Source organism: Sphingomonas sp. LR55 (assembly GCF_036856015.1).
In the GTDB taxonomy this organism is placed as follows: Bacteria; Pseudomonadota; Alphaproteobacteria; order Sphingomonadales; family Sphingomonadaceae; genus Sphingomonas.
This window is the reverse complement of the sequence record NZ_JASPFO010000001.1, coordinates 1,993,343-2,016,298: the sequence shown is the minus strand read 5'-3', so window position 1 is coordinate 2,016,298 and position 22,956 is coordinate 1,993,343. Positions and strand designations below refer to the sequence as shown.

At 62.7% G+C, this 22,956-nt stretch carries 30 protein-coding genes, 1 tRNA gene and 3 pseudogenes; 29 read left to right on the top strand and 5 right to left on the bottom strand.

Features of this window, described 5'->3' with window-relative positions; all coding sequences use genetic code 11:
• Positions 1–257 precede the first annotated feature (257 nt).
• The 5 genes and pseudogenes from QP181_RS09550 to arsH all read left to right on the top strand — a co-directional run bounded on the left by QP181_RS09550 (position 258) and on the right by arsH (position 4,169).
• Complete coding sequence (locus QP181_RS09550; RefSeq protein WP_333928367.1) at positions 258–1,238, top strand: hypothetical protein; 981 nt, start codon at positions 258–260, stop codon at positions 1,236–1,238.
• A gap of 115 nt (positions 1,239–1,353) precedes the next feature.
• Complete coding sequence (locus tag QP181_RS09545; RefSeq protein ID WP_333928366.1) at positions 1,354–1,701, top strand: ArsR/SmtB family transcription factor; 348 nt, start codon at positions 1,354–1,356, stop codon at positions 1,699–1,701.
• A complete protein-coding gene (gene arsC, locus QP181_RS09540) occupies positions 1,698–2,141 on the top strand; it encodes an arsenate reductase (glutaredoxin) (RefSeq protein WP_333928365.1) in 444 nt (147 codons plus the stop codon). Before QP181_RS09545 ends, arsC begins: the two co-directional genes overlap by 4 nt.
• Positions 2,141–3,424: an arsenic transporter gene (locus tag QP181_RS09535; RefSeq protein WP_333928364.1), complete on the top strand. Its 1,284-nt coding sequence runs from the start codon at positions 2,141–2,143 to the stop codon at positions 3,422–3,424. Before arsC ends, QP181_RS09535 begins: the two co-directional genes overlap by 1 nt.
• A pseudogene (gene arsH / locus QP181_RS09530) lies at positions 3,424–4,169 on the top strand (arsenical resistance protein ArsH). The gene QP181_RS09535 and the pseudogene arsH overlap by 1 nt, the downstream one beginning before the upstream one ends.
• 163 nt (positions 4,170–4,332) lie before the next feature.
• Here the strand turns inward: arsH and nusG are convergent.
• From nusG to QP181_RS09515, 3 genes are all read right to left on the bottom strand, one after another.
• Positions 4,333–4,869 (bottom strand): transcription termination/antitermination protein NusG, encoded by a 537-nt coding sequence (gene nusG / locus QP181_RS09525; RefSeq protein WP_055872668.1) that lies wholly within the window; start codon positions 4,867–4,869, stop codon positions 4,333–4,335.
• A gap of 13 nt (positions 4,870–4,882) precedes the next feature.
• Entirely contained in the window at positions 4,883–5,101 is a 219-nt protein-coding gene (secE, locus tag QP181_RS09520; RefSeq protein WP_333924229.1) for a preprotein translocase subunit SecE, read from the bottom strand.
• 571 nt (positions 5,102–5,672) lie between these two features.
• Positions 5,673–5,749: transfer RNA gene (locus QP181_RS09515), tRNA-Trp, on the bottom strand.
• Positions 5,750–5,913: 164 nt separating this feature from the next.
• On the opposite strand from QP181_RS09515, the gene QP181_RS09510 reads away from it, so the two are divergent.
• Positions 5,914–6,921 (top strand): alpha/beta fold hydrolase, encoded by a 1,008-nt coding sequence (locus QP181_RS09510; RefSeq protein ID WP_333928363.1) that lies wholly within the window; start codon positions 5,914–5,916, stop codon positions 6,919–6,921.
• On the opposite strand, the gene QP181_RS09505 is transcribed toward QP181_RS09510, so the two are convergent.
• Complete coding sequence (locus QP181_RS09505) at positions 6,911–8,023, bottom strand: putative hexosyltransferase (protein WP_333928362.1); 1,113 nt, start codon at positions 8,021–8,023, stop codon at positions 6,911–6,913. The two genes, QP181_RS09510 and QP181_RS09505, sit on opposite strands and share 11 nt — an antisense overlap.
• 367 nt (positions 8,024–8,390) lie before the next feature.
• On the opposite strand from QP181_RS09505, the gene rpsL reads away from it, so the two are divergent.
• From rpsL to QP181_RS09480, 5 genes are all read left to right on the top strand, one after another.
• Positions 8,391–8,762 carry a 30S ribosomal protein S12 gene (gene rpsL, locus QP181_RS09500; RefSeq protein WP_010164594.1) on the top strand — a complete coding sequence of 124 codons (372 nt, stop codon included), beginning with the start codon at positions 8,391–8,393 and terminating at the stop codon, positions 8,760–8,762.
• A 49-nt stretch (positions 8,763–8,811) separates the two neighbouring features.
• Entirely contained in the window at positions 8,812–9,282 is a 471-nt protein-coding gene (gene rpsG, locus QP181_RS09495) for a 30S ribosomal protein S7 (RefSeq protein ID WP_055872660.1), read from the top strand.
• Positions 9,283–9,429: 147 nt separating this feature from the next.
• Entirely contained in the window at positions 9,430–11,526 is a 2,097-nt protein-coding gene (gene fusA, locus QP181_RS09490; RefSeq protein ID WP_333928361.1) for an elongation factor G, read from the top strand.
• 214 nt (positions 11,527–11,740) lie between these two features.
• Positions 11,741–12,934, top strand: a complete 1,194-nt coding sequence (tuf, locus tag QP181_RS09485) for an elongation factor Tu (RefSeq protein WP_031393767.1) — start codon at positions 11,741–11,743, stop codon at positions 12,932–12,934.
• A 341-nt stretch (positions 12,935–13,275) separates the two neighbouring features.
• On the top strand, positions 13,276–13,575 hold the full coding sequence (locus QP181_RS09480; RefSeq protein WP_333928360.1) for a hypothetical protein: 300 nt from the start codon (positions 13,276–13,278) through the stop codon (positions 13,573–13,575).
• Between the two features lie 113 nt (positions 13,576–13,688).
• On the opposite strand, the gene QP181_RS09475 is transcribed toward QP181_RS09480, so the two are convergent.
• Entirely contained in the window at positions 13,689–14,006 is a 318-nt protein-coding gene (locus QP181_RS09475; protein ID WP_333929606.1) for an endonuclease domain-containing protein, read from the bottom strand.
• 263 nt (positions 14,007–14,269) lie between these two features.
• Here QP181_RS09475 and rpsJ point away from each other — a divergent pair, with 263 nt between their 5' ends.
• The 18 genes and pseudogenes from rpsJ (at position 14,270) to rplR (ending at position 22,956) form a co-directional block, all read left to right on the top strand.
• The gene (rpsJ, locus tag QP181_RS09470) at positions 14,270–14,578 is read left to right on the top strand and encodes a 30S ribosomal protein S10 (protein ID WP_007406109.1); all 309 of its coding nucleotides are present in this window, start codon (positions 14,270–14,272) and stop codon (positions 14,576–14,578) included.
• A 288-nt stretch (positions 14,579–14,866) separates the two neighbouring features.
• Positions 14,867–15,613 (top strand): 50S ribosomal protein L3, encoded by a 747-nt coding sequence (rplC, locus tag QP181_RS09465; protein ID WP_056060507.1) that lies wholly within the window; start codon positions 14,867–14,869, stop codon positions 15,611–15,613.
• A 2-nt stretch (positions 15,614–15,615) separates the two neighbouring features.
• Positions 15,616–16,242 (top strand): 50S ribosomal protein L4, encoded by a 627-nt coding sequence (gene rplD / locus QP181_RS09460; RefSeq protein WP_056047616.1) that lies wholly within the window; start codon positions 15,616–15,618, stop codon positions 16,240–16,242.
• A pseudogene (locus QP181_RS09455) lies at positions 16,235–16,544 on the top strand (50S ribosomal protein L23). The gene rplD and the pseudogene QP181_RS09455 overlap by 8 nt, the downstream one beginning before the upstream one ends.
• 4 nt (positions 16,545–16,548) lie before the next feature.
• A complete protein-coding gene (gene rplB / locus QP181_RS09450) occupies positions 16,549–17,388 on the top strand; it encodes a 50S ribosomal protein L2 (protein ID WP_055872649.1) in 840 nt (279 codons plus the stop codon).
• Between the two features lies 1 nt (position 17,389).
• Positions 17,390–17,665, top strand: coding sequence for a 30S ribosomal protein S19 (rpsS, locus tag QP181_RS09445; protein ID WP_031393761.1), 276 nt, complete (start codon positions 17,390–17,392; stop codon positions 17,663–17,665).
• A complete protein-coding gene (rplV, locus tag QP181_RS09440; protein WP_056047621.1) occupies positions 17,665–18,042 on the top strand; it encodes a 50S ribosomal protein L22 in 378 nt (125 codons plus the stop codon). Before rpsS ends, rplV begins: the two co-directional genes overlap by 1 nt.
• The gene (gene rpsC, locus QP181_RS09435) at positions 18,042–18,749 is read left to right on the top strand and encodes a 30S ribosomal protein S3 (RefSeq protein ID WP_055872646.1); all 708 of its coding nucleotides are present in this window, start codon (positions 18,042–18,044) and stop codon (positions 18,747–18,749) included. The genes rplV and rpsC overlap by 1 nt, the downstream gene beginning before the upstream one ends.
• Positions 18,750–18,811: 62 nt before the next feature.
• Complete coding sequence (gene rplP, locus QP181_RS09430; RefSeq protein WP_416365596.1) at positions 18,812–19,198, top strand: 50S ribosomal protein L16; 387 nt, start codon at positions 18,812–18,814, stop codon at positions 19,196–19,198.
• A 4-nt stretch (positions 19,199–19,202) separates the two neighbouring features.
• On the top strand, positions 19,203–19,409 hold the full coding sequence (gene rpmC, locus QP181_RS09425; RefSeq protein ID WP_055872644.1) for a 50S ribosomal protein L29: 207 nt from the start codon (positions 19,203–19,205) through the stop codon (positions 19,407–19,409).
• Between the two features lie 10 nt (positions 19,410–19,419).
• The gene (rpsQ, locus tag QP181_RS09420; protein ID WP_031393756.1) at positions 19,420–19,692 is read left to right on the top strand and encodes a 30S ribosomal protein S17; all 273 of its coding nucleotides are present in this window, start codon (positions 19,420–19,422) and stop codon (positions 19,690–19,692) included.
• Between the two features lie 236 nt (positions 19,693–19,928).
• The gene (gene rplN / locus QP181_RS09415; protein ID WP_031393755.1) at positions 19,929–20,297 is read left to right on the top strand and encodes a 50S ribosomal protein L14; all 369 of its coding nucleotides are present in this window, start codon (positions 19,929–19,931) and stop codon (positions 20,295–20,297) included.
• The gene (rplX, locus tag QP181_RS09410; protein ID WP_056047623.1) at positions 20,297–20,614 is read left to right on the top strand and encodes a 50S ribosomal protein L24; all 318 of its coding nucleotides are present in this window, start codon (positions 20,297–20,299) and stop codon (positions 20,612–20,614) included. The genes rplN and rplX overlap by 1 nt, the downstream gene beginning before the upstream one ends.
• Positions 20,615–20,666: 52 nt before the next feature.
• A complete protein-coding gene (gene rplE, locus QP181_RS09405; RefSeq protein WP_082441396.1) occupies positions 20,667–21,230 on the top strand; it encodes a 50S ribosomal protein L5 in 564 nt (187 codons plus the stop codon).
• Positions 21,231–21,356: 126 nt separating this feature from the next.
• Positions 21,357–21,661: pseudogene (gene rpsN / locus QP181_RS09400) on the top strand (30S ribosomal protein S14).
• Positions 21,662–21,671: 10 nt separating this feature from the next.
• Complete coding sequence (gene rpsH, locus QP181_RS09395) at positions 21,672–22,067, top strand: 30S ribosomal protein S8 (RefSeq protein ID WP_031393751.1); 396 nt, start codon at positions 21,672–21,674, stop codon at positions 22,065–22,067.
• A complete protein-coding gene (gene rplF, locus QP181_RS09390) occupies positions 22,067–22,600 on the top strand; it encodes a 50S ribosomal protein L6 (RefSeq protein ID WP_056047628.1) in 534 nt (177 codons plus the stop codon). Before rpsH ends, rplF begins: the two co-directional genes overlap by 1 nt.
• The gene (gene rplR / locus QP181_RS09385; RefSeq protein ID WP_031393749.1) at positions 22,600–22,956 is read left to right on the top strand and encodes a 50S ribosomal protein L18; all 357 of its coding nucleotides are present in this window, start codon (positions 22,600–22,602) and stop codon (positions 22,954–22,956) included. The genes rplF and rplR overlap by 1 nt, the downstream gene beginning before the upstream one ends.

Below are 22,956 nucleotides of genomic sequence, written 5' to 3'. Positions count from 1 at the left end.
CATGCACCGGCCAGTCGCGCGTCTGGATCACCGCCTGCTACGCTCAACCGTCTGGCATAGGCCCGCTCTCCAGCATCAGCACAGTGCACCACCACACCCCACGACCACCGGCTTCTCCCCGAACCATGGCCACCTCGCCTAATCCTGCGAACGATGGCCTACATCGCCCGCGCCATTCTCCAACCGCTCTCGAGCCACTCGGCGCCCGACGCTCCGGCGCGCTTGCAATGTAGGATTTCGAGGCAGACCCCCGTGGGATGCCACGCCCGTCCACCCCCGACCAGTTCACCCGCCGACAGGCCGCGCAGAACGCCGCGTTCCTCGCCGGGCTCCGCCGCACCGGCAACGCTCGCGAAGCCGCCCGCGCGCTCGGCTATAACCGCTCCACCTTCACCAAGCGCCGCGCCATCCACCCCGCCTTCGCCGCAAAATGGGACGCCGCCCTAGCGTTCGCCTCCGCCGCCCTCAAAGATCCTCCCCGAAACGGGGAGGGGGACCGCCGACCAGAGGTCGGGGGTGGAGGGGGCTCGCCCCAAACGCGACGCATCGACACCACCCCCACCACGACAAGAACCGCCAACGGCCGCCTCCAGCTCCGCCGCCCGACCGCCAACCGCCTGGGTCACGCCGCCGAGCAAGCCTTCCTCACCGCGCTCTCCGCCACCGCCAACATCCGCCTCTCGGCCGCCGCCGCCGGCTTCAGCCACTCCGCCTTCTACGCCCGCCGCAAAGCCAGTCCCGCCTTCGCCCGCGAGATGCGCCTCGCGCTGGAGGCCGGCTACGAACAGGTCGAGTCGGCGCTGCTCGCCGGATCGCTGCCCGGCGCGCACGACCATGACGAATGGCGCCACAACGATCCCCCACCGATCCCGCCGATGACCGCGAACCAGGCGCTGCAACTCCTCCACCTCCACGCCAAGACGGTCCACCTCCAGGAGGAACCGCCCCACATCAAACGCCGCCGCGGTGAATCGAGCGAAGCGCACAGCTACCGCCTGTCGGCAATGTACGAAGCCCGCCAAGCCCGCGACCGCGAAGCCTTCGACCTCGCCGAAGCCGCCCGCAACGAACGCGGCGAACCGACGCTGACCAACCCGTATCCGATCCCGAATCCGATACGCCTGCCAGCGCTCGATCAGGTCACCGGCTGGAGCAAGGCCGACCCGACGAAGGTGCCGTATGATTCGAGCGTCGCGCTGTTTGGCGGGTGGCGTTTGAAGGATTGGAAGGGGGCATAGCGGTGCCGGTTTGTGTCGTGAAGGGGGTGTCCGCTGCGCCGGACAAGCAACGCCTGAGTGCTGCTCCGAACGCAGTAACTAGCGTCACTATCGAAATATCGTCTATGCTGGATATATGGATAACGAATCAGCTATCATAGCGCTCGGCGCGCTGGCGCAAGGTACCCGGCTAGACGTGTTTCGCCTGCTGGTCCGCCACGAGCCGGACGGAATGGCGGCAGGGGAGATATCCCGTCAGCTCGACGTGCCACAGAACACCATGTCGTCTCACCTCGGCATTCTGTCCCGTGCCGGCATCGTGCGCTCCGAACGGCTTAGCCGGTCCATCATCTACCGCGCCGATCTGGACGGGCTGCGCGCGCTAACACTGTTTCTCGTCAAGGATTGCTGCGCCGGTTCGCCCGAGCTGTGCGCGCCGCTTCTGGCCGAACTCACCCCTGCTGCTGAAAGGACGCCCAGATGACCTACCAGAGCGTGGCCGTCGATATCGTGATCTATCACAACCACGAGTGCGGCACGTCGCGCAACACGCTGGCGATGATCCGCAATGCCGGCATCGAGCCGCATGTGGTCGAATATCTGAAGACGCCGCCCTCGCGCGCGCTGCTGGTCGAGCTGATCGATCGCGCCGGGATCACGCCCCGCGATCTGCTGCGTGAGAAGGGCACGCCCTATGCGGAGCTGGGCTTGGGCGACACGTCGCTGTCCGACGACGCACTGGTGGATGCGATGACGGCGCATCCGGTCCTCATCAACCGGCCGCTGGTCGTCTCGCCGATCGGCGTGAAGCTGTGCCGACCGTCCGAAGTGGTCCTCGATCTGCTGCCCGAGCCGCAACAGGGTGCGTTTGCCAAGGAAGACGGCGAACAGGTCGTGGACGCCGCTGGTCAGCGCGTCGCCTAATGCTGCCTGCGCTCGCTATCTTCGTCGCGACGATCGCGCTCGTCATCTGGCAGCCCAAAGGTCTCGGTATCGGGTGGAGCGCATTGGGCGGAGCCGCGATTGCGCTGCTCGTCGGGGTCGTCTCGCTCTCTGACTTGCCGGTGGTGTGGGGTATCGTCTGGAACGCAACCGCGACATTCGTCGCGATCATCATCGTCAGCCTGTTGCTCGATGAAGCTGGGTTCTTCGAATGGGCGGCGCTCCATGTCGCACGCTGGGGCCGGGGGCATGGTCGTCGGCTATTCGTGCTTATCGTCCTGCTCGGCGCGGCGGTGTCGGCGCTGTTCGCCAATGATGGCGCGGCCCTGATCCTGACGCCGATCGTCATCGCGATGCTGCGCGCGCTAGGATACAAGGACAAGGCGACGCTGGCGTTCGTGATGGCTGCGGGGTTCATCGCCGATACCGCCAGCCTGCCGCTGATCGTCTCCAACCTCGTCAACATCGTGTCGGCCGACTTCTTCGGGATCGGCTTTGCCGATTATGCCTCGGTGATGGTGCCAGTCGATCTGGCGTCGATAGCCGCGACACTGGTTGCGCTGCTGCTGTTCTTCCGGCGCGACATACCGGCGAATTACGATGTGGCGCAGCTCCGCACGCCCGGTGATGCGATCCGCGATCATGCCACGTTCAAGGCGGGCTGGGTCGTTCTCGCCCTGCTGCTCGCCGGCTTCTTTCTGCTCGAACCGATCGGCATGCCGGTCAGCGCCGTGGCCGCTACCGGCGCGGTCCTCCTGCTCATCATCGCCGCGCGCGGACACGTTATCCAGACCCGCAAGGTGCTGGCGGGCGCGCCGTGGCAGGTCGTGATCTTCTCGCTCGGCATGTACCTGGTCGTCTATGGCCTGCGAAATGCCGGCTTGACCGACCACCTTGCCGGCCTGCTCGATCGCACCGCGCAAGGCGGCGTGTGGGGCGCGGCGTTCGGCACCGGGATCATCGCCGCGCTGCTGTCGTCGGTGATGAACAATATGCCGACCGTGCTGGTGGGTGCCCTGTCGATCGACGCGACCCACGCCACCGGTACGATCAAGGAAGCGATGATCTACGCCAACGTGATCGGTTGCGACCTCGGGCCGAAAATCACGCCGATCGGCTCGCTCGCGACGCTGTTGTGGCTGCACGTCCTCGGGCAAAAGGGCATCCGCATCGGCTGGGGCTATTACTTCAAGGTCGGCGCGACGCTGACGATTCCGGTGCTGCTGGTGACCCTCGCCGCCCTCGCCATAAGGCTCAGTCTGTAATGCCGCTTCGCACGGTCTCCGATCCTGACCACCTGCCCGCGCTCGATCGCCGCTATGCGCTCGACCGTCCCGCCCTCGGGTTGGGGGCCGATGATCCTCCCCGCGCATCCTGCTGCTTTACGGCTCTCTGCGGGAACGGTCCTTTTCGCGGCTGTGTGTCGAGGAAGCCGCCCGCCTGTTGCAATTCTTCGGCTGCGAGACACGCATCTTTGATCCCGCCACGCTACCGCTCCCCGACCAAGTGACTGGGGACGATCACCCGGCTGTCCACGAGCTGCGCGAACTGTCGATGTGGTCTGAGGGGCATGTATGGTGCAGCCCCGAGCGGCACGGCCAGATAACCGGCATCATGAAGCTCCAAGTCGATCACCTGCCCCTGTCGATGGGCGGAATGCGACCGACGCAGGGCCGGACTCTCGCTGTCATGCAGGTATCGGCCGGATCGCAGTCCTTCAACAGCGTCAACACGCTCCGCGTTCTCGGCCGTTGGATGCGGATGGTCACGATCCCGAACCAGTCGTCAGTCGCCAAGGCATTCAACGAGTTTGACGACGCCGGCCGGATGAAACCGTCCAGCTACTACGACCGGATTGTGGATGTGATTGAGGAGCTGGTGCGCTTTACCGTTCTACTGCGGCCTCACACCGCTCAGCTCGTCGACCGGTATTCGGAACGAAAAGACGCGGGCCTGCCGATCGACACGACCACCGACCTGTCCAGTATTGCGACAGCACCGCAGCGCTAATTCTAATCAGGACGACACGCGGGCGTGATATAATTGTAGAGCTTGGCTTTCCCCAAAGCGCGACGCGCGAGTAAATCCCGCGTCGTAGGCCGGGCCGATGGCCCGCCGGCCGGGCTGGCGCCGTCTCGCGATCAGCCCATGGCTGATCGCGTGCGGCTTGGCCTTACTTGCTGCGTTCGACCTGCTCGAACTCGAGCTCGACCGGGGTCGCACGCCCGAAGATCGACACCGAAACCTTGACGCGGCTGCGGTCGAAGTCGAGTTCTTCCACAAGCCCGTTGAAGGTCGCGAACGGGCCGTCGAGGACCTTGACCTGATCGCCGATCTCGTAGTCGACCTTGACCTTCTGCTTGGGCGCAGCGGCTGCTTCTTCCTTGCTGTTCAGCATCCGCGTGGCTTCCGCCTCGCTGATCGCCTGCGGCTTGCCCATGCTGCCGAGGAAGCCGGTGACCTTCGGCGTGTTCTTCACCAGGTGATACACGTCGTCGTTCATGTTCAGCTTGGCGAGCACATAGCCCGGCATGAACTTGCGCTCGACCGCGATCTTCTTGCCGCGACGGGCTTCGGTCGTTGTTTCGGTCGGGACTTCGATCTGCTCGACGAGCTGTTCGAGACCCATCCGGGTCGCCTCGGCCATGATCGAGTCGCGGACCTTGCCCTCGAAGCCCGAATAGGCGTGAATGATGTACCAGCGCGCCATGACGGAACCTTGCTTACTGAGCGAGTTTGAGGAGGGCGGAGACGATCGCTTGCAGGATCGAGTCGACGCCCAGGAAGAACAGCGCGAGGATCGTCGTCATGATCACCACCATCACGCCGGTCATGACCGTCTCGCGACGCGTCGGCCACGTGACCTTCGCGGTCTCGTTGCGGACCTGCTGGATGAATTCGAGGGGGACGTCTTCGCCACGATGTTCTTCGAACCCGCTGATTGAGAAACTGAGATGCGAGGCATAGACCGACTAGCCGCTCCCTGTGAAGGGCCGCGGCGGCAGGTCCGTCCTCGCTGTCGGAAGCGCGGCAGATAGCTGCCGTCACAGGTGAAAGCAAGTGCGCGGCCGGAGAGGGGCGGGGCGACGTTCAGAAGAGCGGTCGCCTGGCCGGAGGCGTGGCACGTGGGAGGAAGAGGTGGCGCGTGGGCGCAGACGTGGCGCATGGCCGGAGAAGTGGCGGGGGAGAGCGCTTGGGTCACTCGATCCCCCGCACGATCGTCTTGCCGGTGCCGGTTTCACCGGCGGCTCCGCTCCCACGGTTTCTTTTTATCGTTCGGCTTGACGACGGCACGAACGGTGTACGCGCATCGCGGACGAAAAAAAGGCCGGTACAAGACCGGCCATGAAAGTTTTTAGGAGAGGATGCCTGAAAGGCCTGATCGTTGTGCATCGCAGCACATCATAGAGCAATTGCGAAAATTGCATTATGAAATGCATTTTCTGCAATCGTGATGGGCGTGCGAAGGCACCGCGGGAAACGGTGCCGTTCGAAATCGGAATTTAAAGGGGGTGGCAGGAGTGCTCGGATTCGAACCGAGGGCCTTCGGTTTTGGAGACCGACGCTCTAACCAACTGAGCTACACTCCTACACGGACGCGCCCCTTACCCAGCGTTTTCGCGCAGGGCAAGCGCCTCGCGTGCAATTCGTCACCAATAAGGATGATGCGTTGCGCGCGGTCGTGTTTGCCCGTTAACCGTACGCCGTATCGTGGGATGTAGGAAAGCGTAATCGTATGCGAGCAAGTTTGGGGATGCTGGCGCTGCCGGTCGCGGCGCTGCTGATGGGTGCGGGGCCGGTGCCGGCGCCGCAGGTGCCCGACCTCGGGCCGCAGCTCGAACGCTTCACCTATCCCTGGCCGGTCCAGACGATGGAGGTCGATATCGTCGGTGCGCCCGCACAGATGGCGTTCATGGATATCGCGCCGCAGCGTCCCAATGGCCGCACCGTCGTCCTCCTCCACGGCAAGAACTTCTGTGGCGCGACCTGGGGCAGCACCGCGCGGGCGCTGAGCGAGGTCGGTTACCGCGTGATCGTTCCCGACCAGATCGGCTTCTGCAAATCGTCCAAGCCCCGCGCGGCACAATATAGCTTCGAGATGCTGGCGACGTTCACCAAGCGGCTCCTCGAATCGCGCGGCATCACGCGGGCGACGATCGTCGGGCATTCGATGGGCGGTATGCTCGCGATGCGATACGCCATTCTCTACCCGGCGTCGGTCGAGAAGCTGGTGCTCGTCAATCCGCTCGGCCTGAAGGATCGCGGCGAGGAGGGCGTGCCCTATGCCGACGTCGACACGCTCTGGGCGGGCGAGAAGAAGACGAGCTACGCGTCGATCAAGGCGTATCAGCTCGAGAACTATTACCACGGCGTGTGGAAGCCGTCCTACGATCGCTGGGTCTGGATGCAGGCGGGGATGTACCAAGGGCCGGGCCGCGATACCGTCGCGCTCGCCCAAGCCAAGACCAGCGAGATGATCAAGACGCAGCCGGTCGCGCACGAACTTTACCGGATCACGCCTCCTACGACGCTAATCGTCGGCACGCTCGATAAGACGGCTTTCGGCCGCGCGCAGGCCCCGACGAACTTGCGCAAGTTTCTCGAACCGATCCCGATGGTGGCGCCGCGTGCCGTCAAGCAGATGCCGAATGCGACCCTGGTGATGCTAGAAGGGCTGGGCCACTCGCCACAGGTCGAGGATCCGGCGCGATTTGAGAAGGCGCTGCTGGCGGCTATCGCAACGCCGCCGATCAGGCGTTAACGCTCAGGGGCTTGCCGCTAGTCGGTACGGAGCGGGTGGCGGTTCCGCAGCCAATCGTCGCATGCGTTTCTGCGGACCCGCTATCTACTGGCCGGGTAACGAGCTTCGTGACGCGGTAGGTTGCAACGATCATAGCGACGGCGCCGAGCATCGAAAGCGCCTGGGTGTCGGCCACATAGCCAAGAATGGCGAGTGTCGAGCCTGCCTGACAGAGAATGGCGATCGACCAACTCGCCCGGCTTCGCATTGTCATCGCAAGGACAAAGGCGAGGATGTCGGCAAGGAAAAAGTAGCGCTCGTGCATGCGGGGTAACATGCTGACCACAAGCAACGGGGCTAACAGCGCGGCGGGCAGGATACGCATCGGCGCGACCCGCCGTGAAGCTAGGCAGGCGATGTACACGACGCTTCCGGCGATCGCGATCGCCATGCCTAGCTCGTCCATGGGCAGGTCCTGAATGCCGGGCAGAGCCTGAATGATGATCCAAGGATTTGGCGCGTTCAGCGATAGTAGGTTGAAATGGCTGGTTTGGCGAACGTAGATCGTCAGCAGGTCGGCGATCGGCCAGCCCGCTGCCCAGGCAGGTAGCAATGCTATGAACGCGGTGGCAGGGGCGATCAGCCATAGACGGAAGCCAACCTGCCGGTTCAGGAGCAGCGCAACGACGAACGGCCCGAAGAATGCCGCCTGCAATTTGAATGCGATCGCCAGGCCAAACCAAGCGAGCATAGACGCATGGCGGTGCTCAACGGCCATCGCGAGCGCCATGACACAGGCGGCAGCCCACATCGCATCACACTGTGCGAGCAAGGGTGCGTTGAGCAGGGTCGATGGCAGCATCAAGGCCAAGGCTGCGGCGCGTTTCGGCGAGGGCGCATCGAGCGCGGTGAGTAAGCGCCACATCGCACCTGAAAGTGCGATCGTGCCCAGCACCGAGAGGAGCTTGAGCAACGTGAGGTCTGTCATCACGGCACCAAGCGGCGTGATGAGTGCTAGCAGGTACAGATATGGCGGAGTGTAATTGCTGAATGGGGTCGCGAAGGCTCCGATCAGCCCTGTCGCGCGGATATGATCAAGCCACGGGACGAGGAAGGTATCCACGTCTTCGGCGCGAAGGGCCAAAGCGCTGCATGTGCCAGCACCGTGGCGGAGAGCATCACCGGACCCCGGGGGTAGTTGCCACGCAGTTCGGGACAGAAGCATCGCGGCCGGATATGTCGTCGACGTTTTCCGCTCGGTTAACTCGCGGGCTTACATCGCCATTCGCGATTCCGCCCCGTTGACCCGAGCTCCGTCCTCGCATATAGGCGCGGCCTGTTCTTCGGGAGTGTTTCCCGCCGGGCATGCTTGAACATTGCTGGATGCATTCCAGGACCTGAGGGGCGCTTCCGCGTTCCTATGGTCCTTTTTGTATTCTCAGGCGCCTCATGGCTCCAGCAAAGTAACCACTTGAAAGGTGAAGGCTTCAATGCCGACGATCAACCAGCTGGTCCGCAAGGGCCGCGATCCGCAGAAGGCCAAGTCGAAGGTCCCTGCGATGGAAGCAAATCCGCAGAAGCGTGGCGTTTGCACGCGCGTCTACACGACGACCCCGAAGAAGCCGAACTCGGCTCTGCGCAAGGTGGCCAAGGTTCGCCTGACCAACCAGCGCGAAGTCATCAGCTACATCCCGGGTGAGGGCCACAATCTTCAGGAGCATTCGGTTGTCCTGATCCGTGGCGGTCGTGTCCGCGATCTTCCCGGTGTTCGCTATCACGTCCTGCGCGGCGTGCTCGATACACAGGGTGTGAAGGACCGGCGTCAGTCGCGTTCCAAGTACGGCGCCAAGCGTCCGAAGTAAGCCGGTCAGGTATCTGATCACTAAGGCTGAAGTTTAGAAGGAATACAAAATGGCACGTCGTCGTCGTCCCGAAAAGCGGGTCATCCTGCCTGATCCCAAGTTCGGGGATGAGGTTCTGTCGAAGTTCATGAACAGCGTCATGCTGGACGGCAAGAAGTCCGTCGCAGAGCTGATCGTGTACGGTGCATTCGAAACCGTCGAGCAGCGCGCCAAGCGCGATCCGATCGGCGTTTTCCACGATGCGCTGAACAACGTGAAGCCGGGCATCGAAGTCCGTTCGCGCCGCGTCGGTGGTGCAACGTACCAGGTGCCGGTCGAGGTTCGTCCCGAGCGCGCACAGGCGCTGGCGATTCGCTGGCTGATCGGTGCGGCACGTTCGCGCAGCGAGAACACGATGGCCGCACGGCTGTCGGGTGAGCTGATGGACGCCGCCAACAACCGTGGCAACGCGGTCAAGAAGCGTGAAGATACGCACCGGATGGCGGAAGCCAACCGTGCATTCTCGCACTACCGCTGGTAACAGCGGGCTTCCTGCCGCTGGTAACAGCGGGCTTTGAAGCCTAGCATTGCTATCCGTGTGACGGGCGGTCTTTCGCCTGTCATGCAAACACCTATATATTGGGGAGCCGGCACGTTCGGCTCCCCATATCCTTAAGGAAGCACGATCATGGCCCGCAGCCATCCGCTCGACCGTTACCGCAACATCGGCATCATGGCGCACATCGACGCCGGCAAGACGACGACGACCGAGCGCATCCTCTATTACACCGGCAAGTCCTATAAGATCGGCGAAGTGCACGAAGGCACCGCGACGATGGATTGGATGGAGCAGGAGCAGGAGCGCGGGATCACGATCACGTCGGCTGCGACCACCTGCAAGTGGCGCGCCGAAGAAGGTAAGGGCGAAGAGCACCTTATCAACATCATCGATACGCCTGGGCACGTCGACTTCACGATCGAAGTCGAGCGTTCGCTCCGCGTGCTCGATGGCGCGGTTGCCTGCTTCGACGGCGTTGCCGGCGTCGAGCCGCAGTCCGAGACCGTGTGGCGTCAGGCCGACAAGTACGGCGTCCCGCGCATGTGCTTCGTCAACAAGCTCGACCGCACCGGTGCCGATTTCTACTTCTGCGTGAACTCGATCATCGAGCGTCTCGGTGCGCGTCCGGCCGTGCTGTATCTTCCGATCGGCATGGAAGGTGGCTTCAAGGGTCTCGTCGATCTCGTCGAGAACCGCGCAATCATCTGGCTGGAAGAGAGCCTGGGCGCGAAGTTCGAATATGCCGAGATCCCCGCGGATCTGGTCGATAAGGCCGCGAAGTATCGCAGCGAGCTGATCGAGATGGCAGTCGAGCAGGACGATGCCCTCATGGAGGCCTATCTCGAAGGTAACGAGCCGAGCGTCGCCGACCTCAAGAAGCTGATCCGCAAGGGTACGCTGAGCATGGCGTTCGTCCCCGTCGTTTGCGGTTCGGCGTTCAAGAACAAGGGTGTTCAGCCTTTGCTCGACGCCGTCGTCGACTATCTGCCTTCGCCGCTCGACGTTCCCGCGATCCAGGGTCTGAAGCTCGACGGCGTGACGCCGGACGAGCGTCCTTCGTCGGACGACGTTCCGTTCTCGGCACTGGCGTTCAAGATCATGAACGATCCGTTCGTCGGTACGCTGACCTTCGCCCGCATCTACTCGGGCAAGCTGGAGACCGCATCGCAGGTCACCAACTCGGTCAAGGACAAGAAGGAAAAGGTCGGTCGCATGCTGCTGATGCATGCGAACAGCCGTGAGGACATCCAGGAGGCTTTCGCTGGCGACATCGTCGCTCTCGCGGGTCTCAAGGATACCACGACCGGTGACACGCTCTGCGCGATGAACGCACCGATCATCCTCGAGCGGATGGAATTCCCCGAGCCCGTGATCGAGCTTTCGGTGGAGCCGAAGACCAAGGCCGACCAGGAGAAGATGGGCGTCGCGCTCAATCGTCTCGCACGCGAGGATCCTTCGTTCCGCGTGTCGTCGGACCCCGAGTCGGGCCAGACCATCATCAAGGGCATGGGCGAGCTCCATCTCGAGATCTTGGTCGATCGCATGAAGCGTGAGTTCAAGGTCGAGGCGAATGTCGGCGCTCCTCAGGTCGCATACCGCGAGTATCTGAAGAAGCCGGTCGACGTCGACTACACGCACAAGAAGCAGTCGGGTGGTACCGGCCAGTTCGGTCGCGTGAAGGTTAAGGTCACGCCGGGCGAGCGCGGTTCGGGCATCACGTTCAAGGACGAGATCAAGGGCGGCAACATTCCGAAGGAATATCTGCCTGCGATCGAGAAGGGCTTCCGCGAAACCGCTGCGTCGGGTTCGCTGGTCGGCTTCCCGATCATCGATTTCGAGATCGTGCTGTATGACGGCGCGTATCACGACGTCGACTCGTCGGCACTGGCGTTCGAAATTTGTGCACGTGGCGCAATGCGCGAAGTGGCACAGAAGTCGGGCATCACGCTGCTCGAGCCGGTCATGAAGGTCGAGGTCGTCACCCCGGAGGATTATCTGGGCGACGTCATCGGTGACATGAACAGCCGTCGTGGCCAGATCCAGGGCACCGACAGCCGCGGCAACGCGCAGACGGTCGAGGCGATGGTCCCGCTGGCTAACATGTTCGGCTACGTGAACTCGCTCCGTTCATTCACGCAGGGCCGCGCGCAGTACTCGATGCAGTTCTCGCACTATGACGAAGTGCCGCAGAACGTTGCGGATGAGGTGAAGGCGAAGTTGGCCTAAGCCAGAGGTACACGGAGCCAGGGTAACCTGGCTCCGAGACACCGAAAGGCCGGCCGGCCTCGGGCTTGCCCGAAGACCGACGACACGGAATTCACTTCCGTGTCGGCTCCCTGATCGAGGCAGGGGCTGGCGCAACGCTTTAACAGCCGCTATTGGGCCGCGTTCGCGCGGTTCCCGGGGTGGCACCGGAATACGAATCAGAAGGTAGGAAACAATGGCCAAGGCAAAATTTGAGCGGAACAAGCCGCATCTCAACATCGGCACCATCGGTCACGTCGATCATGGCAAGACGTCGCTCACCGCTGCGATCACGAAGGTTCTGGCAGAGACGACCGGCGGTACCGCCGTCGACTTCGCCAACATCGACAAGGCTCCCGAGGAGCGCGAGCGCGGCATCACGATCTCGACCGCACACGTCGAGTACGAGACGGCCAACCGTCACTACGCGCACGTCGATTGCCCGGGCCACGCCGATTATGTGAAGAACATGATCACCGGCGCAGCCCAGATGGACGGCGCGATCCTCGTCGTTTCGGCGACCGATGGCCCGATGCCACAGACCCGTGAGCACATCCTGCTCGCACGCCAGGTCGGCGTGCCCGCAATGGTCGTGTTCATGAACAAGGTCGATCTGGTCGACGACGAGGAAATCCTCGAGCTGGTCGAGATGGAAATCCGCGAGCTGCTCAGCTCGTACGACTTCCCGGGCGACGACATCCCCGTCATCAAGGGTTCGGCTACCTGCGCATTGTCGGGTTCGAACCAGAAGCTGGGTGCCGACGCCGTTACCGAGCTGATGCAGGCTGTCGACGACTACATCCCGCAGCCAGAGCGTCCGCTCGACAAGCCGTTCATGATGCCAATCGAGGACGTGTTCTCGATCTCGGGTCGTGGTACGGTCGTCACCGGCCGCGTCGAGACGGGCATCGTCAAGGTTGGCGAGGAAGTCGAGATCGTCGGTATCCACCCGACCGTTCGCAAGACCACGGTCACGGGCGTCGAGATGTTCCGCAAGCTGCTCGACCAGGGCCAGGCTGGCGATAACGTCGGCGCACTGATCCGCGGCGTTGCACGCGACGAAGTCGAGCGTGGCCAGGTGCTCTGCAAGCCAGGCACGATCAAGCCGCACACCGACTTCAACTCGGAAGTCTACGTGCTGTCGAAGGAAGAGGGTGGCCGTCACACGCCGTTCTTCGCCAACTACCGCCCGCAGTTCTACTTCCGTACGACGGACGTGACCGGCACCGTGGAGCTGCCTGAGGGCACCGAGATGGTCATGCCAGGCGACAACGTGTCGCTCGGCATCAAGCTGATCGCACCGATCGCCATGGACGTGGGCCAGCGCTTCACGATCCGCGAGGGCGGCCGTACCGTCGGTGCAGGCGTCGTCAGCCAGATCGACAAGTAAGCATCTTCTCCTTCGGGAGGTGATCGAAAAGAGCCCGGCTTCTCGCGAGAGAGGCCGGGCTTTTTCGTGTTTGGGGAAGGAGGGTGAAAGTTAGTTCGGCAAGCTTGTCGAGATGGTCCGCTGCGCTCACAACCAAACGTTAAGCCTCCCTTTTACGGGAAGTGAAACAAACGGGGGCGTCGAGTGGACCTTTTAGGAAAAAGCACTGCGCTAGCGGCCATCATTGCGCTCTCGCCGGGCTGCTCGCCCAAATGGCCCTCGGAGCGTTTTCCCCTGAACTGGAGGTAAAGCGGACATTGTTCGTGGGCGGTCAGGGAGGGCTTCGAGAAACCTGCGAGGCCATGATCGTCGAGATTACGGACAGTTCTGCCAGCCGCACGTTCCGACTGAGAACGTCTAAGAATGGGATCAAGGTAGTGCTGCCCGCTGACTGGAAGAGCACACCTATAGCTGCCGGCGAAGAGCCAGCGTTCTACGAGGGCGCGTTCGGCGGCTGCAACAATAGCGGCGGCGTTCCGCTTGGAGATGTGCCGGGTTGGCTGAAGCGCCCCGGCGCCTTCTACAAGGTTATCAACGGCGGCGAAGGCATTGCGATCATCGTCCCAAGAAGCAAGTTGGCTGGCTTTTATTACGTTGGCTGACGAGGAAGGGGCAACGTCCGCTTCCTCTCTCCAACTCATCCATCCAGCTTTTGGCTCAATCCTCCCCCGCTAGGGGGAGGTGGCGCCGTAGGCGTCGGAGGGGAAGGGGGCGATTAGCTCTCGATGGAGGTTCGGCGTTGGAGTGCGACGGACGTGATCTGGCGGACGACGTCGTTGAGGTTGGCCAGCATTTCGCGAGCTGGGTAGTGGGGGACGCGGATGTCTTGCTCGACCAGCCAAGCGTCGCGCGTTACGTCTCGGTCGGGACGATCGCCTCGGTTGTGAGCTTCGCCGTCAACTTCGATCGCGAGTCGGGCTGGGGCGCAGTAGAAGTCCAGGACGTAGGGGCCTGCTGCGTGTTGTTTACGGAAGCGGAGGCCTTCTTCATTGCCTCGTAGGGCCAGCCACAGGGCTATCTCTGGCGGGGTCATCTGTTTTCGCAGGCGCTTGGCGTTGCTTTGATCGTGTAGGGATCCTTCGAGCCGCATCGCATGCCTCCCCTCCGTCGCCGTTGGCGACACCTCCCCCTGGCGGGGGAGGATTGATGGGTAGCATTTGTCGGGCGAGTTGAGCCGGAAAACCCTCTCCCCCCGGTTGCATTTCGCCCGACTCTCCCGTAATGGCCCGCCTTCGGTTTAAACATCAACCAGCAAGAGCCCGGAAACGGGCCCGCTCTTTCGCATCGGTAGGGACTATGGACAGCAATATCCGCATTCGTCTGAAGGCGTTCGATCACCGTGTGCTCGATCAGGCCACTGGCGACATCGCCGACACCGCACGCCGCACCGGCGCGCTCATCCGCGGTCCGATTCCCCTTCCGACGCGCATCGAAAAGTTCACCGTGAACCGCGGCCCGCACATCGACAAGAAGTCGCGCGAGCAGTTCGAGGTGCGTACGTACAAGCGTATGCTGGATATCGTCCAGCCGACGCCGCAGACGGTCGATGCGCTGATGAAGCTGGACCTCGCCGCTGGCGTTGACGTCGAGATCAAGCTCGCCTAAGGGCTGGCGCGGCGCGGTCGACCGGTAACGGTCCCGCGCCGTTCGACATTGGGATACCGCCGTCGGTGAAAACCGACGGGGCAGCGTCCCCCGTCACGCTTCCGCACTCGCGGAAGCACCAGCCCGGGACGGGGTCACGTTTCGTATTTACCGGGTTGAACCGACTCCATTCAGGGCATTTGCCGGGGATGGGGTCAGGTGGACGCATCATGGAGCTCGCTCCGGACATGGTCCGCAAGCCCCCGAGGAATAGTCCGACGGGGCCTCTGTCTAGGAAGGGACAAGATCATGCGTACTGGCGTGATCGCGAAGAAGATGGGGATGACCCGCCTGTTCCAGGAAGATGGTCGGCACGTGCCGGTCACCGTTCTGGCACTCGAAGGCAATCAGGTCGTTTCCGTTCGCGAAATGGATCGTGACGGCTACACTGCCGTCCAGCTTGGTGCAGGTGTCGCCAAGTCGAAGAATGTTGCAAAGCCGCAGCGCGGCCATTTCGGCAAGGCCGAAGTGGAGCCCAAGGCTGTCGTCCATGAGTTCCGCGTGAACGCAGACGGCCTGCTCGACGTTGGCGCCGAGATCTCGGCCGACCATTACGTCGCAGGCCAGATCGTCGATATCCAGGGCAAGACCCAGGGTAAGGGCTTCCAGGGCGGCATGAAGCGTTGGGGCTTCGGCGGTCTGCGGGCAACCCACGGCGTGTCGGTGTCGCACCGTTCGCTTGGTTCGACCGGTCAGCGCCAGGATCCGGGCAAGGTCTTCAAGAACAAGAAGATGGCCGGCCACATGGGCGACAAGTATCGCACCCAGCAGAACCTTGAGATCGTATCGACGGACGTCGAGCGTGGTCTCCTGTTCGTCAAGGGTTCGGTTCCTGGCTCCAAGGGCGGCTGGCTCTTCGTCAAGGACTCGGTGAAGGTCGCGCGTCACGCCGACGCACCGTTCCCCGCCGGTCTCAAGACCGCAAACAGCAACACCGCAGCAGACACGCCGGCCGAAACGACCGACGCACCTGCAGCCGACGGCCAGGAGGGCTGAGCGTGAAGATCAAGGTTTCATCTTTCGCCGGCACTGACGCAGCGGACATCGAGCTCAACGACGAGGTCTTCGGCCTCGATCCGCGCGCCGACATCCTGCACCGCGTCGTCACCTGGCAGCTCGAGAAGCGTCGCGAGACGGCTCGTGGCACCCGTGAGCGCGCAGACGTCGCACGCACCGGCAAGAAGTTCGGTCGCCAGAAGGGCGGCGGTACGGCTCGTCACGGCGATCGTCGCGCACCAGTGTTCATCGGTGGTGGTAAGGCTCACGGCGCACGCGTCCGTGACTTCAACCCGTCGCTGAACAAGAAGGTTCGCTCGCTCGGCCTGCGGATGGCTCTCAGCAGCCACGCCAAGGCGGGTTCGCTGGTCATCATGGACAGCCTGGCTGTCGAGGGTGGCAAGACCAAGACGCTGCAGGGCGATCTCGCAAAGCTCGGCTTCGGCAAGCGTGCGCTCGTCATCGACGGCGACATGGTCGACACCAGCTTCGCATTCGCTGCGGGCAACCTGTACGAAGTGAACGTGATGCCGGCTGCCGGCGCGAACGTTTACGACATCCTGAAGCATGACACGCTGGTGCTGACGCGCGCCGCTGTCGAAAAGCTGGAGGCGCGCTTCCATGGCTAAGAAGCAGAAGGCGGGCATCGATAATCGTCATTACGACGTTATCCGTGTGCATCACCGAGAAGACGACGACGCTGTCGGAGTTCAACGCGGTTGTGTTCAAGGTATCGAACGATGCCACGAAGCCCGAGATCAAGGCGGCCGTTGAGGCGCTGTTCGACGTGAACGTCGTCGGCGTGAACACGCTCGTCCAGAAGGGCAAGACCAAGAAGTGGAAGGGCACGAACTACTCGCGCTCCGACATGAAAAAGGCAATCGTGACGTTGAAGGACGGTCAGTCCATCGACGTGACGACGGGGATCTGAGGCCATGGCACTCAAGCATTATAATCCGACATCGCCGGCACGCCGCGGTCTCATCCTGGTCGACAAGTCGTCGCTCTGGAAGGGCCGCCCCGTCAAGGCGCTGACCGAAGGTAAGCACAAGACCGGCGGTCGTAACAACAAGGGCCATGTGACCTCGCGCGGCATCGCCGGCGGTCACAAGCAGAAGTACCGCTATATCGACTTCAAGCGTCGCAAGTGGGACGTCGAAGGCACCGTCGAGCGGATCGAGTATGATCCCAACCGCACCGCGTTCATCGCCCTGGTCAAGTACCCGGACGAGGAACTCGCCTACATCCTGGCGCCGCAGCGTCTGGCCGTCGGCGACAAGGTCCTTGCGGCCAAGAAGACCGACGTGAAGCCAGGCAATGCCATGGAACTCGGTCAGATGCCGGTCGGCACCATCGTCCACAACGTGGAGATGAAGCCGATGAAGGGTGGCCAGATCGCCCGTTCGGCCGGCACGTACGTGCAGGTCGTCGGTCGCGACAAGGGCATGGTGATGGTCCGCCTGAACTCGGGCGAGCAGCGCTACATTCGCAGCGATTGCATGGCGACGGTTGGCGCGGTCTCGAACCCCGACAACCAGAACCAGAACCTGGGCAAGGCAGGCCGTTCGCGCTGGATGGGTATCCGTCCTCTGACCCGCGGCGTCGCCAAGAACCCGGTCGACCATCCGCACGGCGGTGGTGAAGGCCGTACCTCGGGTGGCCGTCATCCGGTTACGCCTTGGGGTAAGCCGACGAAGGGTGCGCGCACGCGTCATAACAAGTCGACCGACAAGATGATCATCCGGTCGCGTCATTCGACGAAGAGGAAGGGCTAACATGGCTCGTTCAGTCTGGAAGGGCCCCTTCGTGGACCTTCATCTGCTCAAGAAGGCAGAAACCGCCCAGGACACCAACGCGCGTTCGCCGATCAAGACCTGGTCGCGTCGCTCGACGATCCTGCCGTCGTTCGTGGGTCTCACGTTCAACGTCTATAACGGCCGCAAGTTCGTGCCCGTCTCGGTCAACGAAGACATGGTCGGCATGAAGCTCGGTGAGTTCGCGCCCACGCGCTACTTCCCCGGCCACTCCGCCGACAAGAAGGGCAAGCGCTGATGTCTAAGCAAGTCAGCCCGCGTAAGGTCGCGGACAACGAGGCGCTTTCGGTCGGTACGCAGATTCGTGGTTCCGCGCAGAAGCTCGGCCTCGTGGCTGCGCTGATCCGTGGCAAGAAGGTCGGCGATGCGATGAACATCCTCGCCTTCTCGACCAAGGGCATGGCGATCGAAGCGCGGAAGGTGCTGGCCTCGGCCATTGCCAACGCCGAGAACAACCATAACCTCGACGTCGACGCGCTCGTCGTCGCCGAGGCTTCGGTCGGCAAGTCGATCACGATGAAGCGCTTCGCTACCCGCGGCCGCGGCAAGTCGACCCGCATCCTCAAGCCATTCAGCCGTCTGCGCATCGTCGTGCGCGAGCAGGAAGAAGCATAATGGGTCAGAAGAGCAACCCCATCGGTCTGCGTCTGCAGATCAACCGTACCTGGGATAGCCGCTGGTACGCCGAAGGCGCTGACTATGGTCGGCTCCTGCTCGAGGATCTCAAGATCCGCGCATTCATCATGAAGACGCTGCCGCAGGCCGCGATCTCCAAGGTGGTCATCGAGCGTCCGGCCAAGCTGGCCCGCATCTCCATCTTTGCTGCACGCCCCGGCGTGATCATCGGCAAGAAGGGTGCGGACATCGAGAAGCTGCGTTCGACGATCGGCAAGATGACGTCGTCGACCGTGTCGCTGAACATCGTCGAGATCCGCAAGCCGGAAGTCGATGCGCGTCTCGTCGCGCAGGGCATCGCCGATCAGCTCGAGCGTCGTATCGCCTTCCGTCGCGCCATGAAGCGTGCGGTCCAGTCGGCGATGCGTCTCGGTGCCGAGGGCATTCGGGTGAACTGCGGTGGCCGTCTTGGCGGCGCCGAGATCGCACGGTCGGAGAGCTATCGTGAGGGTCGGGTTCCGTTGCACACGCTGCGCGCGAACATCGATTATGCCGAGGCTACGGCGCACACGTCTTACGGCGTTTGCGGCGTGAAGGTCTGGGTCTTCAAGGGCGAGATTCTCGGCAACGATCCGACGTCGTACGACCGCATCATGATGGAGGCTCAGACCTCCGGCGTGCGGCCGCAGCGCGACGATCGTCGCTAAGGGGCAGGAACAGACATGCTGCAACCAAAAAGACCAAGTTCCGGAAGGCCTTCAAGGGCAAGATTTCGGGCGACGCCAAGAGTGGCTTCTCGCTCAATTTCGGCTCCTACGGCCTCAAGGCGATGGAACCCGACCGGATCACCGCACGCCAGATCGAGGCGGCCCGCCGCGCGATCACGCGTCACATGAAGCGCCAGGGGCGTTTGTGGATCCGCATCTTCCCGGACCTTCCGGTCTCGGGAAAGCCAGCCGAAGTCCGCATGGGTAAGGGCAAGGGCGCGCCGGAATACTGGGCCGCTCGCGTCAAGCCGGGTCGGATCCTGTTCGAGCTCGACGGCGTCGACGGCAAGATCGCCGCCGAGGCGTTCGAGCGGGCGGCCATGAAGCTGCCGATCAAGGTAAAGGTCGTTGCCCGCCTGGGCGACACCTCGCATCTGGGAGGCGAGTAAGATCATGGCTCGTATCGACGACATGAAGACCAAGAGCGACGACCAGCTGTCGGAGTCGCTCGGCGAACTGAAGCGCGAGCAGTTCAACCTGCGCTTCCAGGCCGCCACGAACCAGCTCGAAAAGCCGAGCCGCGTTCGTGAGGTCCGCCGCGACATCGCTCGCATCAAGACCCTGCAGGCTCAGCGCACCAGCGCTGAAGCCGCGAAGTAAGGAACACATCATGCCGAAGCGCGTGCTGACCGGTCTGGTCGTGTCCGACAAGGGCGACAAGACGGTGGTCGTGAACGTCGAGCGTAAGGTGAAGCACCCGCTCTACGGGAAGATCATCCGTCGCTCGAAGAAGTATCATGCTCATGACGAGAGCAACGAGTTCAAGCAGGGCGAGACCGTGCGGATCGAAGAGACCGCACCGATCTCCAAGCTGAAGACCTGGAAGGTGATCGAGCGGGTCAACACCCACGCGACGCCGGAGCGGGCTTCGGCCGAGGGCTGAACTTTCAAACGTACGTCACCCCAGCGAAAGCTGGGGTCTCGTGCGGCAGGGACGGACTTCGCTACCGGAATATCCCAGCTTTCGCTGGGATGACGGTAGCGAGATCGTTCTTGTGAAATACGAGTGGAACGGCTAAGCGGCCGCTCCTCCCCGCTGCGGTTCGTCCGTGGCGGGGTGATTTTTTAGGCGGGGTTCGGTCGGTATCGACCCCAGAGACAGAGAAGGGATACGGATCCATGATCCAGATGCAGTCCAATCTCGACGTCGCTGACAACAGCGGCGCGAAGCGGGTGCAGTGCATCAAGGTGCTTGGGGGTTCCAAGCGTCGTGTTGCAGGCGTTGGCGACATCATCGTCGTCAGCATCAAGGAAGCGCAGCCACGTGGCCGTGTGAAGAAGGGCGACGTTCACCGCGCGGTGATCGTGCGTACCGCCAAGGATATCCGCCGTGCAGACGGTACGGTCATCCGCTTCGACGGCAACGCCGCGGTGCTGGTCAACAAGAACGAGGAGCCGATCGGCACCCGTATCTTCGGCCCAGTCGTTCGCGAGCTGCGCGGCAAGAAGCACATGAAGATCATCAGCCTCGCGCCGGAGGTGCTGTAATGGCGTCGCAGCGTATCAAGAAGGGTGACAAGGTTATCGTTCTGTCCGGCAAGGACAAGGGCAAGACCGGTGAAGTCACCGTCTCCATGCCGAAGACCGACAAGGTCGTCGTATCGGGCGTCAACATCGCCGTGCGCCACACCAAGCCGACTCAGGGTGACCCGCAGGGTGGCCTGATCCGTAAGGAAGCACCGATGCACGTTTCGAAGGTCGCGCACGTGACCGCCGACGGCAAGCCGACCCGCGTCCGCTTCGAGGAGCAGGACGGCAAGAAGGTCCGCGTCGCCGTCAAGACCGGGGAGAAGATCAATGGTTGATCAGAACACTGGCGCTGAGAACACCGGCACCGAGGCCGTCTACGTCGCGCGCATGCGCAAGCTGTACGACGAGACGATCATCAAGGCGATGACCGAGAAGTTCGGTTACAAGAACGTCATGGAGATCCCCCGGCTCGACAAGATCGTGCTGAACATGGGCGTCGGCGAAGCTACGCAGGACAAGAAGAAGGTCGACCAGGCTGCTTCCGAAATGGAGCTGATCGCCGGCCAGAAGCCTGTCGTGACGAAGGCCAAGAAGTCGATCGCGCAGTTCAAGCTGCGTGAAGGCATGCCGATCGGCGTGAAGGTCACCCTTCGCCGCGAGCGCATGTACGAGTTTCTCGACCGTTTCATCACGATCGCTCTTCCCCGCGTCCGCGATTTCCGCGGCCTCAACCCGAAGAGCTTCGATGGCCGCGGCAACTATGCCTGCGGTATCAAGGAGCAGATCGTGTTCCCAGAAATCAGCTATGACCGGGTCGACAAGGTCCGCGGCATGGATGTGATCGTGACGACGACCGCAAAGACTGACGACGAGGCTCGCGAGCTTCTTCGTCTGTTCGGTTTCCCGTTCCCGATCGAAGACGACGCTGCCGACGAGAAGAAGGCAGCTTAATCTAAGTCCCCTCCCGCTTGCGGGAGGGGTCAGGGAGGGGCCTCGCGCCTAACAGGCGTTGGTCCTTCCCTCCCCCAACCCCTCCCGCAAGCGGGAGGGGAGCTAGCAAAGAAAGAACTTAAGTCGATGGCGAAACTGAGTTCAGTCAACAAGAACGAGCGCCGCAAGCGCATGGTCAAGCAGTATGCCCCGAAGTACGCGGCACTGAAGGCTATCGCAGCGGACAAGACGCTCGACGACGGTGAGCGTCTGATTGCTCGCCTCAAGATGGCGGCACTGCCGCGCAACGCGAACCCGACCCGCATCCGTAACCGGTGCGAGCTGACCGGTCGCCGCGCGCGTATTACCGCAAGTTCCGGCTCTGCCGTATTCAGCTGCGCGATCTGGCCAACAAGGGCCTCATCCCCGGCGTCACGAAGTCGAGCTGGTAAGGACTAAATCATGGCAGTGACCGATCCCCTGGGTGATTTGCTCACCCGTATCCGTAATGGCCAGCGCGCGAAGAAGGACTCCGTCCTCACGCCGGCGTCGAAGCTGCGCGTCCGCGTGCTCGACGTTCTGCAGCGCGAAGGCTATATCCGTGGCTATAGCGAAGAGCAGATGGGCCCCGCGGCCGGCCTTCGCATCGAGCTGAAGTATTTCGAGGGCCAGCCTGCGATCAAGCATGTCGCGCGCGTCTCGAAGCCCGGCCGTCGCGTCTATTCCGGCTCGCAGGAACTTCCGCGCGTCCGTAACGGCCTCGGCATCACCATCGTCTCGACGCCCCGCGGCGTGCTTTCGGATTCCGAAGCACGCGAGCAGAACGTCGGCGGCGAAGTCCTCGCGGAGGTGTTCTGATGAGCCGCATTGGTAAGAAGCCGGTCACCGTACCGGCGGGCATTACGCCGACCATCGAGAACAAGCAGCTGACGATGAAGGGCCCCAAGGGTACCCTCAAGATGCCGCTTCGCGACGAGATCAGCTACACGATCGAAGACGGCGGCATTTCGGTGCAGCCGGCCAACGACACCAAGCGCGCTCGCGCGTTCTGGGGCATGCAGCGGACCATGGTGCAGAACCTGGTCACCGGCGTGTCGGAAGGCTTCACCAAGAAGCTGCTGATCACCGGCGTCGGCTATCGTGCCGCAGCGCAGGGTCGCAACCTCAAGCTGCAGCTCGGCTACAGCCACGACGTCAACATCGACGTGCCGGAGGGGATCGAAGTCAAGACCCCCGACAACACGACGATCGAGATCTCGGGTTCGGACAAGCAGATGGTCGGTCAGCTGGCCGCGGAAATTCGTCAGTGGCGCAAGCCTGAGCCTTACAAGGGCAAGGGTATTAAGTACGACGGCGAGTTCATCTTCCGCAAGGAAGGGAAGAAGAAGTAATGACCAAGGGACTTTCTCTTTTCGCCAAGCGGCGTCGCCGCAATCGTACCGCGCTCCGCGCACGTGCAGGCACCCGTCCGCGGTTGTCGGTGCATCGCTCGGGCAAGCACATCTATGCCCAGGTGATCGACGATGCCGCTGGCACGACGGTCGCATCGGCCTCGACGCTGGAGAAGGACGTGCGCGGCACGTCCGGCGCCAACATCGACGCGGCGACTTCGGTCGGCAAGCGCGTCGCCGAGGCTGCCAAGGCAGCGGGCGTGACCCAGGTCGTGTTCGATCGCGGCGGCTTCCTCTACCACGGTCGCGTGAAGGCTCTTGCCGATGCCGCCCGCGAAGCCGGATTGGAGTTCTAA

What these genes read in the sequence shown, in the direction of transcription:
- QP181_RS09550 (WP_333928367.1), top strand. Translation starts at nt 258, where the DNA reads ATGCCACGCCCGTCCACCCCCGACCAGTTCACCCGCCGACAGGCCGCG.
- QP181_RS09545 (WP_333928366.1), top strand. Translation starts at nt 1,354, where the DNA reads ATGGATAACGAATCAGCTATCATAGCGCTCGGCGCGCTGGCGCAAGGT.
- arsC (WP_333928365.1), top strand. Translation starts at nt 1,698, where the DNA reads ATGACCTACCAGAGCGTGGCCGTCGATATCGTGATCTATCACAACCAC.
- QP181_RS09535 (WP_333928364.1), top strand. Translation starts at nt 2,141, where the DNA reads ATGCTGCCTGCGCTCGCTATCTTCGTCGCGACGATCGCGCTCGTCATC.
- nusG (WP_055872668.1), bottom strand. Translation starts at nt 4,869, where the DNA reads ATGGCGCGCTGGTACATCATTCACGCCTATTCGGGCTTCGAGGGCAAG.
- QP181_RS09510 (WP_333928363.1), top strand. Translation starts at nt 5,914, where the DNA reads ATGCTGGCGCTGCCGGTCGCGGCGCTGCTGATGGGTGCGGGGCCGGTG.
- rpsL (WP_010164594.1), top strand. Translation starts at nt 8,391, where the DNA reads ATGCCGACGATCAACCAGCTGGTCCGCAAGGGCCGCGATCCGCAGAAG.
- rpsG (WP_055872660.1), top strand. Translation starts at nt 8,812, where the DNA reads ATGGCACGTCGTCGTCGTCCCGAAAAGCGGGTCATCCTGCCTGATCCC.
- fusA (WP_333928361.1), top strand. Translation starts at nt 9,430, where the DNA reads ATGGCCCGCAGCCATCCGCTCGACCGTTACCGCAACATCGGCATCATG.
- tuf (WP_031393767.1), top strand. Translation starts at nt 11,741, where the DNA reads ATGGCCAAGGCAAAATTTGAGCGGAACAAGCCGCATCTCAACATCGGC.
- QP181_RS09480 (WP_333928360.1), top strand. Translation starts at nt 13,276, where the DNA reads ATGATCGTCGAGATTACGGACAGTTCTGCCAGCCGCACGTTCCGACTG.
- QP181_RS09475 (WP_333929606.1), bottom strand. Translation starts at nt 14,006, where the DNA reads ATGACCCCGCCAGAGATAGCCCTGTGGCTGGCCCTACGAGGCAATGAA.
- rpsJ (WP_007406109.1), top strand. Translation starts at nt 14,270, where the DNA reads ATGGACAGCAATATCCGCATTCGTCTGAAGGCGTTCGATCACCGTGTG.
- rplC (WP_056060507.1), top strand. Translation starts at nt 14,867, where the DNA reads ATGCGTACTGGCGTGATCGCGAAGAAGATGGGGATGACCCGCCTGTTC.
- rplB (WP_055872649.1), top strand. Translation starts at nt 16,549, where the DNA reads ATGGCACTCAAGCATTATAATCCGACATCGCCGGCACGCCGCGGTCTC.
- rpsS (WP_031393761.1), top strand. Translation starts at nt 17,390, where the DNA reads ATGGCTCGTTCAGTCTGGAAGGGCCCCTTCGTGGACCTTCATCTGCTC.
- rplV (WP_056047621.1), top strand. Translation starts at nt 17,665, where the DNA reads ATGTCTAAGCAAGTCAGCCCGCGTAAGGTCGCGGACAACGAGGCGCTT.
- rpsC (WP_055872646.1), top strand. Translation starts at nt 18,042, where the DNA reads ATGGGTCAGAAGAGCAACCCCATCGGTCTGCGTCTGCAGATCAACCGT.
- rpmC (WP_055872644.1), top strand. Translation starts at nt 19,203, where the DNA reads ATGGCTCGTATCGACGACATGAAGACCAAGAGCGACGACCAGCTGTCG.
- rpsQ (WP_031393756.1), top strand. Translation starts at nt 19,420, where the DNA reads ATGCCGAAGCGCGTGCTGACCGGTCTGGTCGTGTCCGACAAGGGCGAC.
- rplN (WP_031393755.1), top strand. Translation starts at nt 19,929, where the DNA reads ATGATCCAGATGCAGTCCAATCTCGACGTCGCTGACAACAGCGGCGCG.
- rplX (WP_056047623.1), top strand. Translation starts at nt 20,297, where the DNA reads ATGGCGTCGCAGCGTATCAAGAAGGGTGACAAGGTTATCGTTCTGTCC.
- rplE (WP_082441396.1), top strand. Translation starts at nt 20,667, where the DNA reads ATGCGCAAGCTGTACGACGAGACGATCATCAAGGCGATGACCGAGAAG.
- rpsH (WP_031393751.1), top strand. Translation starts at nt 21,672, where the DNA reads ATGGCAGTGACCGATCCCCTGGGTGATTTGCTCACCCGTATCCGTAAT.
- rplF (WP_056047628.1), top strand. Translation starts at nt 22,067, where the DNA reads ATGAGCCGCATTGGTAAGAAGCCGGTCACCGTACCGGCGGGCATTACG.
- rplR (WP_031393749.1), top strand. Translation starts at nt 22,600, where the DNA reads ATGACCAAGGGACTTTCTCTTTTCGCCAAGCGGCGTCGCCGCAATCGT.